General features: G+C 52.5%; 15 protein-coding genes and 1 other annotated feature (1 of these 16 cut by a window edge). Of the genes, 11 read left to right on the top strand and 4 right to left on the bottom strand.

Annotated features, from left to right (window positions below; all coding sequences use genetic code 11):
• Window positions 1-2 precede the first annotated feature (2 nt).
• Complete coding sequence (locus tag KNP74_RS12325) at window positions 3-338, bottom strand: hypothetical protein (protein WP_138858670.1); 336 nt, start codon at window positions 336-338, stop codon at window positions 3-5.
• Between the two features lie 88 nt (window positions 339-426).
• On the opposite strand from KNP74_RS12325, the gene KNP74_RS12320 reads away from it, so the two are divergent.
• From KNP74_RS12320 to KNP74_RS12295, 6 genes are all read left to right on the top strand, one after another.
• Window positions 427-609, top strand: coding sequence for a hypothetical protein (locus KNP74_RS12320; RefSeq protein ID WP_138858671.1), 183 nt, complete (start codon window positions 427-429; stop codon window positions 607-609).
• Window positions 610-690: 81 nt separating this feature from the next.
• Window positions 691-1,641, top strand: coding sequence for a peptide-methionine (S)-S-oxide reductase MsrA (gene msrA / locus KNP74_RS12315; RefSeq protein WP_138858672.1), 951 nt, complete (start codon window positions 691-693; stop codon window positions 1,639-1,641).
• Between the two features lie 13 nt (window positions 1,642-1,654).
• Window positions 1,655-2,950 carry a DUF2252 domain-containing protein gene (locus tag KNP74_RS12310; RefSeq protein ID WP_214764432.1) on the top strand — a complete coding sequence of 432 codons (1,296 nt, stop codon included), beginning with the start codon at window positions 1,655-1,657 and terminating at the stop codon, window positions 2,948-2,950.
• 68 nt (window positions 2,951-3,018) lie between these two features.
• A complete protein-coding gene (locus tag KNP74_RS12305) occupies window positions 3,019-3,291 on the top strand; it encodes a DUF5327 family protein (protein ID WP_058764957.1) in 273 nt (90 codons plus the stop codon).
• A gap of 105 nt (window positions 3,292-3,396) precedes the next feature.
• Entirely contained in the window at window positions 3,397-3,762 is a 366-nt protein-coding gene (locus KNP74_RS12300; protein ID WP_035385631.1) for a rhodanese-like domain-containing protein, read from the top strand.
• 149 nt (window positions 3,763-3,911) lie between these two features.
• Window positions 3,912-4,544, top strand: coding sequence for an HAD family hydrolase (locus KNP74_RS12295; protein ID WP_021065989.1), 633 nt, complete (start codon window positions 3,912-3,914; stop codon window positions 4,542-4,544).
• A gap of 38 nt (window positions 4,545-4,582) precedes the next feature.
• Here KNP74_RS12295 and KNP74_RS12290 read toward each other — a convergent pair whose 3' ends face one another.
• Complete coding sequence (locus KNP74_RS12290) at window positions 4,583-5,995, bottom strand: NAD-dependent succinate-semialdehyde dehydrogenase (protein WP_214764431.1); 1,413 nt, start codon at window positions 5,993-5,995, stop codon at window positions 4,583-4,585.
• An 88-nt stretch (window positions 5,996-6,083) separates the two neighbouring features.
• Here KNP74_RS12290 and KNP74_RS12285 point away from each other — a divergent pair, with 88 nt between their 5' ends.
• Window positions 6,084-6,599 (top strand): glycerol-3-phosphate acyltransferase, encoded by a 516-nt coding sequence (locus KNP74_RS12285; RefSeq protein WP_029594574.1) that lies wholly within the window; start codon window positions 6,084-6,086, stop codon window positions 6,597-6,599.
• Window positions 6,592-8,184, top strand: a complete 1,593-nt coding sequence (locus KNP74_RS12280) for a GNAT family N-acetyltransferase (RefSeq protein ID WP_214764430.1) — start codon at window positions 6,592-6,594, stop codon at window positions 8,182-8,184. The genes KNP74_RS12285 and KNP74_RS12280 overlap by 8 nt, the downstream gene beginning before the upstream one ends.
• On the opposite strand, the gene KNP74_RS12275 is transcribed toward KNP74_RS12280, so the two are convergent.
• The gene (locus KNP74_RS12275) at window positions 8,123-9,760 is read right to left on the bottom strand and encodes an ABC1 kinase family protein (protein ID WP_214764429.1); all 1,638 of its coding nucleotides are present in this window, start codon (window positions 9,758-9,760) and stop codon (window positions 8,123-8,125) included. The genes KNP74_RS12280 and KNP74_RS12275 overlap by 62 nt on opposite strands.
• Before the next feature lie 100 nt (window positions 9,761-9,860).
• On the opposite strand from KNP74_RS12275, the gene KNP74_RS12270 reads away from it, so the two are divergent.
• The 3 genes from KNP74_RS12270 (at window position 9,861) to KNP74_RS12260 (ending at window position 12,835) form a co-directional block, all read left to right on the top strand.
• Window positions 9,861-10,460: a trimeric intracellular cation channel family protein gene (locus KNP74_RS12270; protein WP_029594577.1), complete on the top strand. Its 600-nt coding sequence runs from the start codon at window positions 9,861-9,863 to the stop codon at window positions 10,458-10,460.
• Window positions 10,461-10,474: 14 nt separating this feature from the next.
• A complete protein-coding gene (locus KNP74_RS12265) occupies window positions 10,475-10,840 on the top strand; it encodes a DUF423 domain-containing protein (protein ID WP_029594578.1) in 366 nt (121 codons plus the stop codon).
• A 459-nt stretch (window positions 10,841-11,299) separates the two neighbouring features.
• Window positions 11,300-12,835: a murein hydrolase activator EnvC family protein gene (locus KNP74_RS12260; protein ID WP_138858675.1), complete on the top strand. Its 1,536-nt coding sequence runs from the start codon at window positions 11,300-11,302 to the stop codon at window positions 12,833-12,835.
• Between the two features lie 96 nt (window positions 12,836-12,931).
• Here the strand turns inward: KNP74_RS12260 and KNP74_RS12255 are convergent, their stop codons facing one another.
• The gene (locus KNP74_RS12255) at window positions 12,932-14,299 is read right to left on the bottom strand and encodes an amino acid permease (protein WP_371743441.1); all 1,368 of its coding nucleotides are present in this window, start codon (window positions 14,297-14,299) and stop codon (window positions 12,932-12,934) included.
• Window positions 14,300-14,488: 189 nt separating this feature from the next.
• Window positions 14,489-14,559: a binding site (T-box leader), on the top strand; it runs 159 nt beyond the window's last position.

The following is a 14,559-nucleotide window of genomic DNA, read 5'->3' as shown; positions in this document are numbered from 1 at the left end:
GTTCACCATTCCCGCCATTCTTCCGTCACGTCTTCTGTTGTCTCATAACCAGCTAGAACGGCACCGGCTTGTATGAAGTCGTACAATTCCTCACGCTCGACCGTCTCGATGAAATGGTCGTGTTCTTCATCAATTTCGTTTAAACGCAATACGACGTCGCGGACGGCCGTTAACACGTTTACTTCCGTCCCGTCTGCATGTGTCAATGCGGTCACGTACCGTCGGAGCGCGGCGTCAACGGCAAAGATGATCTCGACGGTATACACGTCATCGCCTTCATTCATCCGGTCTTCCCACATCAGTGTCGGGCGATTGGCCCATAACCGTTCAACCTCCATACTAAGTGCCTCCTTCGAAATGAAACATCATCTTCCTCTCTATCATAGCAAACAAATTTGGTATGATAGAAAAAAAGGGGGACTGTCCGTGCGGTATTGGGATCATTTTAAGCGAGCGTTCATTCCGATCGCGCTCATCTTGATCGGGTTGGCCATCTTTTATACATTATCGGCTCGAGGGAATATGGCGTTGACCGTGCTCGGGGCGCTTATCGTCGGCGTCATCTTATTTTTAGTGATGCGGCACATGAATCAGGTCGAGGAAGACTAAGACGAGAACACGTTCGTGGTTCTCGTTTTTTGTTGTCGACGAGATTTTTTGGGTACACTACATAGTAAGGAGGGATTTATTATGGCAAAAGCTACATTTGCGGGAGGCTGTTTTTGGTGCATGGTCAAACCGTTTCATAAATACGAAGGGGTCGAGCGCGTCATTTCCGGTTACACGGGCGGGCACGTCGACAACCCGACCTATCAACAAGTCTGTTCGGAGACGACCGGTCACCTTGAGGCGATCGAGGTCACGTTTGACCCGGAAGTCATTTCATATGAGGAACTGTTGCGCATCTATTGGCGTCAAATCGACCCGACCGATGGCGGCGGACAATTCAACGACCGCGGTGAGTCTTATCGACCGGCCATCTTCTATCATTCGGAAGAACAGCGCGTGGCAGCGGAACGTTCAAAGCAAGAAATCGAGGACTCAGGTCGATTCGACCGACCGATTGAAGTCGAGATTCGTCCCGCGAAAACGTTTTGGGAAGCCGAAGACTATCATCAAGACTACTATAAGAAAAATCCGTTCCGCTACGAAATGTACCGGGTCGGTTCAGGCCGTGCCAAGTTTGTGAAAGAGGCGTGGAGCGACAAGAAAATTCAGAAAGAACTGAAAGACCGCTTGACGCCGATCCAATATAAAGTCACGCAAGAGAACGGGACCGAACCCCCGTTTCAAAATGAGTATTGGGACGAGGAGCGAGAAGGATTGTATGTCGACGTGATTGATGGTACGCCGCTCTTCACGTCGCGCGACAAGTTCCAGTCGAATTGCGGCTGGCCGAGCTTCGCCCGTCCGATCGAGGAAAAGCGTATCGACATGAACATGGACACGACGCACCATATGGTCCGGACTGAAGTCCGCTCGAAAGGAGCCGACAGTCACCTCGGTCACTTATTCGATGACGGCCCGAAAGAACTAGGGGGTCTGCGCTACTGCATCAACTCGGCAGCGCTTCGTTTCATTCCAAAAGAAGAACTCGAGTCTGCAGGATATGGAGAGTACAAGCACTTATTCGATGTGTGAAGGAGAGAAGGCCATGTTCACATCCGTCAAACAACAGATCCGTCGTGAGACGCTCGCGACCGTCTTGGATTACTACGACAAATCGATTCGGAATCTATCGGAAGCGGCTAGAGATGAGAAGTACAACAAGATGAGCGCGACCCCGTTCTCGTTTTTCCGGGGGAGTTCGCACTTGTTCTATTATGACTTTGCGAAAGTGCCGCTCGCGTTCGATACCGACGCGTCCCATCCGACGTTCATTCAAGGGGACTTGCATTTTGAAAACTTCGGTGTGTTCGAAGATGGGGCCGGGACGATCATTTACGATGTGAACGATTTTGATGAGGCGTATCTCGGCTCTTATTTGTTTGACGTGCTGCGCATGGCCATCTCGGTCGACTTGTTTGCCGCCGAGTCAGGTTTTGACGCAACTCGGGCCATCGAGACGTATGCCGACACGTATGCGCGCGCGATGGAGCGCTATGCGAATGGGAAAGACGAGGATGTCCAATTCACGAAAGCAAACACGTGCAAAGCGATCAAGAAAGTGATTAAAAAGGCCGAGAAGAAGAAAGACGCGTTCATGGCCGAGCGGACGGAAGTGCGGGATGAGGAGCGTTACTTTGCGACGAGTGACGACCTCGTTCCGGTCAGTCCGAAGACGGCGAAGCAAATCAAGCAGGCATGGCCGGACTATTTGTCGTCGTTATCGGAGAAACATCGCCATCACGCCGACCATTACAAGATTAAAGATATCGCCATTAAACGTGAGAGTGGCACCGCTTCGATTGGACTCGAACGCTATTATATTTTGATTGAAGGCGCGGACGAGGAGCATGACGAGGATATCATCCTTGAAATGAAACAAGCCCAATCGGCCGTCCCGTCTCTCTTCTTGCCGACGCATCCATTGTTTGAGGACGGGCTGTCCCATCAAGGGGCCCGTGTCATCGCGGCTCAGCGTGCCATGGTGCACAGTCGTGACCCGTATCTCGGCTACTTAACGATTGATGGGAATGAATACTACGTCCGTCAGCGGTCACCGTATAAGCGAAAAGTGAAAGCGAAGCACATCAAGAATGAGGAATCGCTCATCGAGACGTTGAAAGTGCAGGCGGAAATCACCGCCAAGATTCATGCCCGGGCGGACGCGGACGCAAACGTGCTCGATTATGAGGCGAGTGAACGCATCGCGACGGCCATCGGTGTGTCGCGCCCACTGTTTATCCGTCAAATCACAAGGTGGTCCCAATTTTACGCTAATCAAGTCAGGTTCGACTTTGAGGCGTTCCAGACATGGCTCACGAAGCGCTCAGAGACTCACGTCTGACGAGCATCGGACTTGCGGCCAGCCCCTCGTTTGCCTCAGAATGGAACGGTAAAGGATGTGTGCGATAGATGATTACGGAACAACAGGTCATCCTGCAGATGAAGCAAGTGATGACACAAATCGAACAATCGAGCGGAGAGGCCCAGAAGCGCCACTTGGCCAAGCTGATGGGGTATTGCGAGCTACTGCTCGCCGATTCGGCTCCGACGCAACAAGCAGTGGTTCCTGTGGCCCAACCGGTCGAGTCGAAGCCGCCGCTCGATCGTCAGATGGCGGCGTTCCTTGGAATTCCGCTTGAAGAAGAGGATAAACCGAAAACTGATTCATTGCTCGACTTTTAAGCTGTGCCCTGTGGCACAGCTTTTTTTGTGAGGCGTTCGCGTTGACTTATATACCGTAGGGGGTATAATGGGGTTAACTAAACTATACCTAACGGAGGCGTGACTATGCTTGACTTCTTGTTTGTTGCAGTAGTGATCGGATTGATTTATTTTTGGTGGACGAAGCGAAACAGCGTCAAAACAGTTTCGACGGATGAATTGAAACGGAAGATTGCCGAAGAGCGAAACATTCAACTGCTCGACGTTCGCGAACCACACGAATACCGGGGCGGGCATATCAAGCAAGCGAAAAATGTGCCGTTATCGGGATTCGGGAACGCGAGTGCCCAATATCCGAAAGATAAAGAACGTCCGGTCTACGTCATCTGTCAAAGCGGGATGCGAAGTCAACGGGCCGCGGCCATGTTGAAGAGCGCGGGTTATACGGACGTCTACTCGGTCAAAGGCGGTATGAGTTTCTGGCGTGGCTGACAGTTCTCGGTTGAACATTTGTTCAGCCGTTTTTTTATGGACTCTGAATTTCACTTTTAGAGGTGAGATTTGCGTGTGACGTTTCCGCTTTCGGTTTTCAGGGGATTCTGCTACGGTAGGAACATAGGAAAGAGAGAGGGGACCAGACAATGGCAGTCATTTTATTTGATATCGATGGGACGCTCGTCGACACGACCGGACCGATGACGCAAGCGATTCACGAGGCGTTGGAGCAACTTCCGCATTTACCGAAACCGAGTGAGGATGCGGTCCGTTCCGGTTACGGGTTGGCCGGCAACGCATTTTGGGAACATGTCATCCCGGAAGCGACGATTGAAGAGATTCGCCAAATCCGCAAGTTACGGCATGAGACGCTCGAGCGGGCGATGGAAGGACAGCTCGTCTTGTTCGACGGGATTTACGAGATGCTCGAGGCGCTTCATAAAAAAGGGCATACGTTGACGACCGCGAGCAACTGCGGCGTCCATTATTTGAACCTGATTCTTGACTCGCAAAACATTCGCCAGTTCATGACGGCGCCAGAATGCCTCGAATCCGTAAGTGGTGAGAAAAAAGCCGACATTTTGACGGCGCATCGCCTCCGTCACGGCGAGAACGACTATGTGATGGTCGGGGACCGGAAATCGGATGTCGAAGCAGCTCGGGCCCATGACTTCCCGGTCGTCTTGACTGGCTTTGGGTTTGGAAACGAGGATGAATGGGCTCTCGCGGATCATGTGATTGCGACGCCGAACGACTTGATTACGTATATCGAATCATAAAAAAATCCGGTTGAACATCGCGTTCAACCGGAATTTCTTTAAAGGCCAAGCGAGATATATTTGATTTCCAAAAATTCTTCGATGCCATGGTGACCACCTTCACGTCCGAGACCGCTCTGCTTCCACCCGCCGAACGGTGCTTGCGGTGTCGACGGGAGACCGTCATTGACTCCGACGATGCCGTATTCGAGCGCTTCGGCCAAATAGAGGGCCTCGTTGATGTCTTGTGTGAACACGTAGGCGGCGAGACCGAACGGGGTCGCGTTCGCCCGCTCAATCACTTCCTCGAGCGTATCGAACGACGCGATTGGGGCGACGGGCCCAAACGTCTCCTCGTTCATACATAGCATATCCTCATTCGCATAGCGGACGACGGCCGGTCGGACGAACAATCCGTCGAGCTGTTCGCCACCCGTGATTTCCCCGCCCCGGATTTGGGCGTCTTCCAAGTGCTTCATGACTTTATCGACCGCAGCCTCGTCGATGAGCGGGCCGATGTCTGTCCCTTCATCGAGTCCGTTCCCGACTTCGAGCGCCGCGACGGCCTCGATGAATTTTTCGGAGAACGCATCGACGATGGACTGCTCGACATAAATCCGGTTGGCGCAGACACACGTCTGTCCGCCGTTACGGAATTTCGTGGCGACGGCTTGCGGGACGGCCTTGTCGAGATCTGCCTGCGCCGTTACGATGAGCGGGGCGTGACCACCGAGCTCGAGCGAGATTTTCTTCATTGTATCGGCGGCGCCGCGCATGAGCGTCTTGCCGACCTCGGTCGAACCGGTGAACGTCAATTTGCGGACACGGGGGTCGTGTTGCCACGTGTTCACGATGTCAGAAGCTTTCCCGGTGACAAGATTGATGACACCGGGTGGGAAGCCTGCTTTCTCAGCCAGTTTGACGAGTTCGATCGCCGTCAATGGTGTCGCTGATGCCGGTTTCAATACGACGGTACAACCTGCGGCAAGCGCCGGCGCCAATTTTCGGGTGATCATGGCGGCCGGGAAGTTCCATGGGGTGATGGCGGCGACGACGCCGACCGGTTGTTTAATGGCAAAGATGCGTTTCTTGTTCGACGATGCCGGAATCGTCTCGCCGTACACGCGCCGACCTTCCGCGGCGTACCACTCGATAAAGCCGTTCGCATAGCGGACTTCGCCGATGGCTTCTTGGAGCGGCTTGCCTTGCTCTTCGACCATCGTCCGAGCGATGGCTTCCGTATGTTCATCGATCAGTCGATTCCATTCGAGCAGGAGGGCGCCTCGTTCTTCTGCCGTTTTCTCTTGCCAGTCCTTCAAGGCGTCGTGGGCGGCATCGACAGCCTGTTTCGCTTCGGCGGTGTCGCTCTTTGTCACCGTGGCCATAATGTTGCCGGTCGCGGGATTCCGCACCACGATCGTGTCCGATGTATCAATCCATTCTCCGTTGATGAAATTGTTCTCCACTCGCATCTTGATTTCCCCTTTCGTCTAGGTGCACATTAAGAAGGTACCCGATTTCAAAAATCATACACAATTTTACAACGGGGGAGGGGTCGCTATGTGGGTCATCATCTTGGGCTATGTCGTCGGCAGTATACTTGGCGGGCGCTTATACGGCAGGTGGAGCGGTCAAGACTTGGCAACGAGTGGGTCGGGAAACACCGGTGCCCGCAATGCGTTACGGATTGGCGGGAAGCGAGCGTTCTTGTTCGTTTACGGATTCGACGTCTTGAAGACGGTACTCGTGTTGTCAATCAGCGGTCCATATTTTTTTGAGACCGGACTCGCCTTGACGCTCGGGCACATTTATCCGATGTGGCATATTCGCACCGGTGGGAAGGGGTACGCCGTATTTTCTGGAATTATATTAGCGTACAGCCCGTTATGGTTTTTAGCAGGACTTGCCATGTTGCTCATTCTCATCAAACTGACGCGTAACTCGCGCGAGACGGGGCTTGTCATGCTCATGCTCTTGCCGCTCGCGGCCTGGGGGGACGCAACAGATGTCAGTGTGGCCAGTTTGACGATGATTTTGATCATGTACCATCATATAAGGGGGAAACAACGTGCTTGAATTTCGAAGAGCGACGCCGGGGGATGCGGAAGCGATTCATCGATTGAACTATGAGACGTTTGTCGAAGAAATCCCGCAACACCATCCGAACGAGGAGCGACGACTCGTCGATCGCTTCCATGATACGAATACATACTGGATTGGGCTGGCAGACGGGCAGCTCGTCGCCATGTGTGCCATCCGTGACGAACACCCGTTTTCACTTGAACAAAAAGGTGTGACGCTGCCGCCGGGAGAGTGGATTGAAGTCCGACTATTGGCTGTGACGCCCGCCTATCGGAACACAAGGACGTTTGCCGGACTTATGCGAGCGATGCTCATGGAAGCGACAGACCGGGGTGTGGAAGGGATTGTCATCAGCGGAACCGTACGCGAACAGAAGCTATATCGACGGTTCGGGTTTATCCCGTTCGCACAACCGGTCGGGACGGCGGAGGCGTTATACGTGCCGATGCAGTTGACGCGCTCTGGGTTCATGCAGTCAGAGACCGCTCGAACGTTGCGGCCAAAGTTACTCCTCGCCGGTCCCGTCGAACTGTCGAATCAAGTGCGCGCTGCGCTTGCCGCTCAGCCGGTATCACATCGGTCGACTGAGGCCAGCCGTTTGCTCCATTCGGTCCAGTCGAGGCTGAGCCATCTCGTCAAGTTGCCTCATGTTTACACATTACTCGGGAGCGGGACGATTGCGAACGATGCCGTCGCTGCCCAGTTGCACGGACGTGGCGTGATCATCGACACAGGGGAGTTCGGACGGCGGCTGATTGACCATGCCAATCGGGCTGGTCTTGAATTTGATGTCGTCCCGCTTTCGGCTGGGCGTCGTCTCGACTTAAAGCGAATCGGACAACATGCACCAGATTGGATTTGGACGGTCCATTGCGAGACGTCGACGGGGAAGCTGGTCGATTTGGACCAGTTGCGTAAGTATGCACACACACATCCGACGAAGATTGCGATTGATGCCATCAGTGTGGTTGGGACGAAAGTGACCGACTATTCGTTCGCGCATCTGGTGACGTTCGTCTCGGGCAAAGCGCTCCGAAATGCCCCTGGATTGGCGTTTGTCGCCATGCGAGATCGAGCCGTCCCGAACCCGTCGATTCCGCGTTATTTAGACTTGGCAGGCTATGACCCAATCGCCTTCACGCAATCGGTCCCGCTCATTCAAGCGATGGACGTCGCCTTGCGCGAACTGACGGACGCGGAGATTGCGACCCATCAATCCAAACTTGATGCGTTCGTACATGAACTGGTGCGCCGCGGTATATCGGTTGAACTCGGGGACGATCAAGCGCCCGGCATTTTTTCGCTCGCGCTGCCAGACACACTGTCCTCGATTGAGCTAGGATATCAATTGGCGTTCCATGGCTATCAAGTGCAGTACGAGAGCGTTTATTTGCGGCGTGCGAACTGTCTCCAAGTCTCCACGATGGGATGGACGACCGACCGGGATTTGCAGCAAGTCGCCGCCTATATCGGTACGTGGCTCCAGAAAAAAACCGCCACTCCAGGGAGTGACGGGTTCAGACGCGGAAATCTTGGCGGGCCAAATGACGAATCTTTCGACCGAGGCGTCTTGAGTTGAAGTAGGCGACGACGGCGACGACCCCACCTGACCAAAACAGCCACTCATCCGGTCGGAGATAGCCGAATAGCCCGACGACGAGGCCGAGGATGATGACCCCTGAGTTGAACGTCTGGCGGTGGAGCAGTTCTTTCGACTCGAGCTCACGTTGGAACATCGCTTGTTCGGACAGGCGCTTCCGGGTCGGCTCTTTCAAATAGTTATCGAGGAGTGGCGGGGCGTTCAGCAACTTCTTGCCGTAGTTGAGCGCCGTCATGACGTAACGGTTCTGAATCGTCGTCCCATCGGACTCGAGCCATTGAATGACAATCGGTTTACCGAGCGTAAACAAATCGATTTTTGAATCAAGGATTTGCAGAATCCCGAGCAGCGTCGAAGCGGCCCGACCGAAGAAGGCGAACTCGGCCGGCAGTTGGATCGGCTCGTTCTTGACGAGCAGTTGGATATCTTGCAACACTTTTTCGATCAGCTTCGTATCGACCGTATCGATATCGGTCTCTAAATAGAACGTGACCGCTTTTTCAAGCGCTTGACGAATGTTATGCTTGTTCGCCGTCGGCAACAGGAAACGCAAGTCCTCAAGTCCGTCGACGACACCGTCATAATCAAGCGAGATGAACGCCTGCAAGATTTTACGGATCGTCGCCATGTCTTGGGCAGTCGATGACCCGACCATTCCGAAGTCGAGCAGGATGATCGTCCCGTCGGCCCGGATTTGGACGTTACCGGGGTGGGGGTCGGCGTGGAATTGTCCGCCGAACAACAGTTGCTCGGCTGCCATCGTGAACAACCGTTTGGCAAGTGCGGAGCGGTCGATATTATTTTCTTTTAAGAAAGCGAGGTCGGTGATGCGGCGGGCTTCGACCCAATCCATCGTCAACACCCGATTCGTACAAAGGTGGTCATAATAGTCCGGGATGTACACGTCGGGGTTATCGGCGTATTTCGCTTTGAAATAATGGGCGTTCTTCAATTCGGTTTGGAAATTTAACTCGTCCCCGATGACAAAAATCATTTGGCGATATAAGCTATCTAAGTCGGTCGATTTTGCCAGCGATGTCCGCTTGAGCATCGTCGTGACGATTCGCATCGCTTTGAAGTCGGTCCGAATGATCTTTTCAATGTCTGGACGCTGGATTTTCAAGGCGACGCGCTTCCCGTTCTCAAGCAACGTCGCGCCATACACTTCCCCGATTGAGGCAGAGGCGACGGCGTCGATTCCGACGTCTTTCACAACTTGTGTATACGGGACGCCCCATTCTGCTTCCAGGATGGCGCGGGACTTGTCCCAGCCTGATGTAGGGACACGGTCGACGAGCTCGGATAACTCGTTCAATACAGAAGGAGGCAACAAGTCGGCCCGAATCGATAGAAACTGCCCGAGCTTGATGAGCAGCCCTTCGAGCCGGAGTGCGTTCCGCTTATACTCGCGGGCAAGGTTCAACATGAGCGTCTCATACTCTTCGGTTGACGCGAGACCTTGTTGCTGTTTGCGGGAGAATGCATAAATTTTAATGATGAATCGGGCGAACATCGTGACGATAATCCATATGCGGAACAAGGCGATTCGTTTCATAAAAGTACCGACATCCTTTACAAGCAGTCGCTCGACTGATCTGATTTTTTATATCTTAACTTTACCACAGAATGCTTTAAAGAAAGGGCAAGGGATATTTATGGAGTGGGAATTACTCAACGTCGTCGGAACGATTGCGTTTGCGGCGAGCGGTGCCATCATCGCGATGGACGAGAAATATGATATTTTTGGGGTATGGTTGCTCGCTTTCACAACAGCTTTCGGTGGCGGGGCCATCCGAAACGTCTTGCTCGGAAACCCGGTCAGTTTGATTTGGCAACAAAACGATCTCTTCATCCTTTGTTTTCTTGTCGCATTGCTCATCTTCCTGCTGCCAAACGTTGTTTTGCCGCATTGGGAACGCTGGGGCGTCATCGTGGACGCAATCGGTCTCGTCGCCTTCGCGTTTCAAGGAGCACAGGTCGCCATCAAGCTTGATTTACCATTATCGGCCGCGATTGCAGCGGCCGTTTTGACGGGTGTCGGTGGCGGGGTCGTCCGTGATTTGTTGGCCGGCCGAAAGCCTCTCGTCCTACAATCGGAAGTATATGCGATTTGGGCGATCATTATCGCGGTCGTCACATATTATTTCCGTCTTGAAGGAGGACTTCCTGTCTATACGTTACTTGTTGTCGTTGCGGCGCTTCGAGTGATATCCTACTATCGAAAGTGGAATTTACCTGCACGTAAAGTGCGATAAGGGGGAAATTAGTGATGAAAGCTTTACTTATTATTGGCGCCGCTTTAATGGCGCTCGGCGTCGCGTTCGGTGCGTTCGGGGCCCATGCGTTGAAAGAACGTCTGGCACCGAATATGCTTGCGAATTGGCAGACCGGTGTGCTCTATCATATGATTCACGCTATCGGCATCATCGCTTTAGCGAGCATTTTGATGAAAGTGAGCATTAGCCAGTTCAACACAGCAGGATGGCTCATGTTTGCCGGGATTCTCTTTTTCTCAGGCAGCCTGTATGTCATGGCATTGACCGGAATCACGAAGCTTGGAGCGGTCACACCAATTGGTGGCGTGCTGTTTATCGCCGCATGGGTGTTCGTCATCATCGGCGCATTCAAATTGTAATCAAACGTTAACGTCTGATTAACAGTCTTCCTGTATCATTCAAGGTGTGAGACCCCTTGTCTCCACACCGACGAACAATTGGCCCGTTTAGCCTTTTTCGCCTGGAGCGAGAGACTAAATAGGCCCTTTTTACGTTTTTTGGAAATGGTTAGACTTAGAAAAATACCTGGATTATACTTTTTTAATATAAGGTCAATAATTTCCTATTTTCATCTATTATTACAACTATGTTTCGAGAAAAGAAAAGTGAAAAAATGTTGAAATATAAAGGGGTGGGGAGCCGTATAAGGTTTCCCACCCCTTCGTCGTAATAAAAGTGAAATATAACTTTAACAGGAAAACATTCGACACTTCGATATAATTAGTCGTGTTGAAACTAAAAAAATAATCGTTTTTGTTACATAGCAAAACGACTGACCTTTAAATAGTACGTGAACCCTAACCCCGTCAATAGAAAGGATGTCCCCATTGATCAATTGGAAACGCACCGTCTCGACACTCACGCTTAGCGCGCTTCTTCTTGGGACGCACTCGGTGGCTGATGCCTCGACGTCAATCAAGGAGAAACAAGAGCAGCAGAAGAAAGTGCAAGAGCAACGGAATAACGTCAAACAGAACCAATCGAATACGTCTTCGAAAATTAAGCAAAATAAAAATGAAATCTCGAAAGTTCAAGCTGAAGTCAACAAGATGGATGCCCAACTTCAAGACATCATCAATGATGTCGCAGCGAAACGCCAAGAAATCAAGCGTACTGAGTTGAAAATTGAAGACCTCGAAGCTGACATTAAAGGCTATGAGAAGAAGATGAAGGCTCAAGAAGCAATGATGAAAGAGCGTATGGCCACGATGCAAACGAATGGCGGCGGCTCAATCAATTGGGCTGAGTTCATCTTCGGTTCGAAAAACTTCTCGGACTTGATCACACGGATGATCACGGCCGGAACGATTCAACGAAGCGACCAAGAGTTGTTTGAAGACTATGAAGCGACGCGTCAATCGTTACAAGAAGCGCAAGCATCACTTAAAGAAGAACGCACATCGCTCTTGAAGCAACAAAAAGCGCTAGAAGTACGTCAAGCTCAACTCGAGAAGAAGATGAAACAGCGCGAAGCTCGCATCAAAGAGCTCGAGGACAAGAATATCAAATTCGAATCGCAAATCTTCGACCTTCAAGAAATCGAAGCGACGTTAATCGCGCAAGAAGAAGCGATTGCGGCTGAGATTGAAGCGCAACGTCGTGAGGAAGAAGAAGCGCGTCGTCGTGCTGAAGAGGCGGCTCGTCAAGAAGCAGCCCGTAAAGCTGAAGAAGCTCGCCAAGCAGAAGCGGCGCAAGCAGCAGCAGCGGCCCGTCAAGCAGAAGAAGCAAGAGCGGCAGCGGCTAAAGCCGAGGCAGAACGAGCAGCAGCTCAAAAACAGCAGAACAATAACAATAATACCCAGTCGTCTTCATCTTCAAACCAGACGACACAAAATAGCACACCGGCACCGAAACCGGCTGCGCCAGCACCAAAGCCGGCGCCGGCACCAGCGCCTAAACCAGCTCCGATGGCACCAACCACATCGGCACCGGCACCATCGGGCGCAATGTTCATTCAACCGACAACGGGACGTTTCTCACAAGGATGGGGACCGGCAAGCGGTCAATTCGGCTACTCGTTCCATAACGGCGTCGATATCGCTGGACCTGTCGGAACACCAATCCGTGCCTCGGCAACGGGAACGGTCATCCGTGCCGGCTGGGGTGGCGCATACGGGAATCACGTCATGATTGCCCACGTCATCAACGGACAAGTTTGGACGACGGTCTATGCCCACATGAACTCGGTCTCAGTAAGCGCCGGTCAACGTGTGACACAAGGCCAAAACATCGGCGCGATGGGTAGCACAGGGAACTCGACTGGCTCACACTTGCACTTCGAGGTTCATCAAGGCAGCTACTCGTACTCAGGAACGAGCGCGGGTAGCACAGTCAACCCACGTCAGTTCTTCTAATGATCAACGAGGACCCGTCAATCGTGACAGGTTCTCGTTTTGTGTCCCATCAAAACCAAAAAACAAGCGCCTATCCGTTGCGGACAGGCGCTTGTTTCAGTTGGCTTGTTCGATGTCGTTTAATTGTTCGTTCGCTTTGCGGAAGTGCTCACGCACGAGATAGATGACGGTCAATCCGACCAACCACGGAATCCCGAACTTGAGCAGAATATTGAAGTCGGTGAACCATGTCGTGATCATGAGGCTGAGCAATAGTCCGGCACCGAGTAACGGCAAGAACGGGTAACCGATCATGCGGACCGGTAATTTGCGTCCTGTCCACTTTTTGCGGAAGAACAGGTGCGAGACGAATACCATGAACCATGTGAAGATGGCTCCGAACATCGAGATCCCCATGAGGAACGGATACGACGATTCCATGAACACTTGAAGCAGCGCCGCGAGAATGATTCCGCCTGTAGAGACGAGCAAGGCGGGCATTGGAATCCCGCTAGTGCTGACTTTTTTAAAGAGACGCGGAGCATCACCAGCTTCGGCGAGGGAATACATCATTCGCGTTGAAGCATAGAGCTGAGCGTTCATCGCTGACAACGCAGCGATCAAGATGACAAAGTTTAAAATGCCGGCTGCGCCAGGCACGTCGAACTGCTGCATGACGAGAACGAATGGGCTTTGATCAATCCCGGCTTGCTGCCAAGGGATGAGCATGAGCATGATGGCGATTGTGACGAGATAAAAGAACGTCAACCGGAACACGGTCGCGCGCAACGCTTTCGGGACGGCACGGTCCGGGTCTTTCGCTTCGCCGGCCGTGACGGCGACGAGCTCGGTCCCGAGGAAACTGAAGAGGGAGATGAAAATCGTCACCCACATGCCGTAAAATCCGAAAGCGAAGAAGCCTTCATCGCCGGCTGTGATGGATTCAATCGGTGAAACGGGTTGACCGAACAGCGTGGCGGCACCGAGCACGATAAATAGAATGATGGCCGTTACTTTGATGAACGATAACCAGTATTCGGTCGTCCCGAACGTATGGACGTGCCGGGCGTTGACGTAGATGAGCAATCCGCCGAATACGGCGACCCAGACGAATCCGTTCACGTCGGGGAACCAGTACCGCATATAGATGGCGATTGCGCTCACTTCGACGCCGATGGCGAGGACGTTGGCGACCCAGTACGAGTAACGGACCAAAAAGCCGGCGAGCGGATGGACATAGCGTTCGGCGATTGTGCCGAACGAGCCCGAGGTCGGATGGGCGACGGTCATCTCAGCGAGACAGCCCATCAATAACAGGACGATGAAGGCTCCGATGGCGTAACTGACGAGCACACTCGGTCCTGCCGTTTGGATAGCGAGCCCGCTTCCGAGGAAGAGGCCCGTCCCGATGGCGCTACCGAGCGAAATCATCGTCAACTGCCGCGTGGACAGTTCACGTTTTAATTTGCTAGTTTCCAAAGTCAATTCTCCTTTAGTTGAGTGAAGTGTTGTTGGGGACGACTATAGCAGACAAAAAAATCGGGTGTCAACTCGCGAAATCGCAAAAGACGGTATCGATTCGGCCGCACCTATAGAAGCAAAGTTTTTTTACATGCTTTTGTTTGACAGGAGGTTTCTCGACCTGTATAGTACGAGTTAACTTAATTGAAACGAATAAAGGCGTCGACGAAGAGAAGTAACGACGGTCCCCGTATGACAGAGAGCTGATGGTTGGTGTGAATCAG

The sequence above is a fragment of the Exiguobacterium sp. s141 genome (assembly GCF_018618085.1).
GTDB lineage: Bacteria > Bacillota > Bacilli > Exiguobacteriales > Exiguobacteriaceae > Exiguobacterium > Exiguobacterium mexicanum_A.
Note: the sequence above shows the minus strand (reverse complement) of the source record. Positions and strands in the feature narration are given on the sequence as shown.

Bases quoted from the DNA above. Each gene is read 5' to 3' on its own strand.
- KNP74_RS12295 (WP_021065989.1), top strand. From the start codon at position 3,912: ATGGCAGTCATTTTATTTGATATCGATGGGACGCTCGTCGACACGACC.
- KNP74_RS12265 (WP_029594578.1), top strand. From the start codon at position 10,475: ATGAAAGCTTTACTTATTATTGGCGCCGCTTTAATGGCGCTCGGCGTC.
- KNP74_RS12300 (WP_035385631.1), top strand. From the start codon at position 3,397: ATGCTTGACTTCTTGTTTGTTGCAGTAGTGATCGGATTGATTTATTTT.
- KNP74_RS12275 (WP_214764429.1), bottom strand. From the start codon at position 9,760: ATGAAACGAATCGCCTTGTTCCGCATATGGATTATCGTCACGATGTTC.
- KNP74_RS12305 (WP_058764957.1), top strand. From the start codon at position 3,019: ATGATTACGGAACAACAGGTCATCCTGCAGATGAAGCAAGTGATGACA.
- KNP74_RS12285 (WP_029594574.1), top strand. From the start codon at position 6,084: ATGTGGGTCATCATCTTGGGCTATGTCGTCGGCAGTATACTTGGCGGG.
- KNP74_RS12270 (WP_029594577.1), top strand. From the start codon at position 9,861: ATGGAGTGGGAATTACTCAACGTCGTCGGAACGATTGCGTTTGCGGCG.
- KNP74_RS12260 (WP_138858675.1), top strand. From the start codon at position 11,300: ATGTCCCCATTGATCAATTGGAAACGCACCGTCTCGACACTCACGCTT.
- KNP74_RS12310 (WP_214764432.1), top strand. From the start codon at position 1,655: ATGTTCACATCCGTCAAACAACAGATCCGTCGTGAGACGCTCGCGACC.
- msrA (WP_138858672.1), top strand. From the start codon at position 691: ATGGCAAAAGCTACATTTGCGGGAGGCTGTTTTTGGTGCATGGTCAAA.
- KNP74_RS12325 (WP_138858670.1), bottom strand. From the start codon at position 338: ATGGAGGTTGAACGGTTATGGGCCAATCGCCCGACACTGATGTGGGAA.
- KNP74_RS12290 (WP_214764431.1), bottom strand. From the start codon at position 5,995: ATGCGAGTGGAGAACAATTTCATCAACGGAGAATGGATTGATACATCG.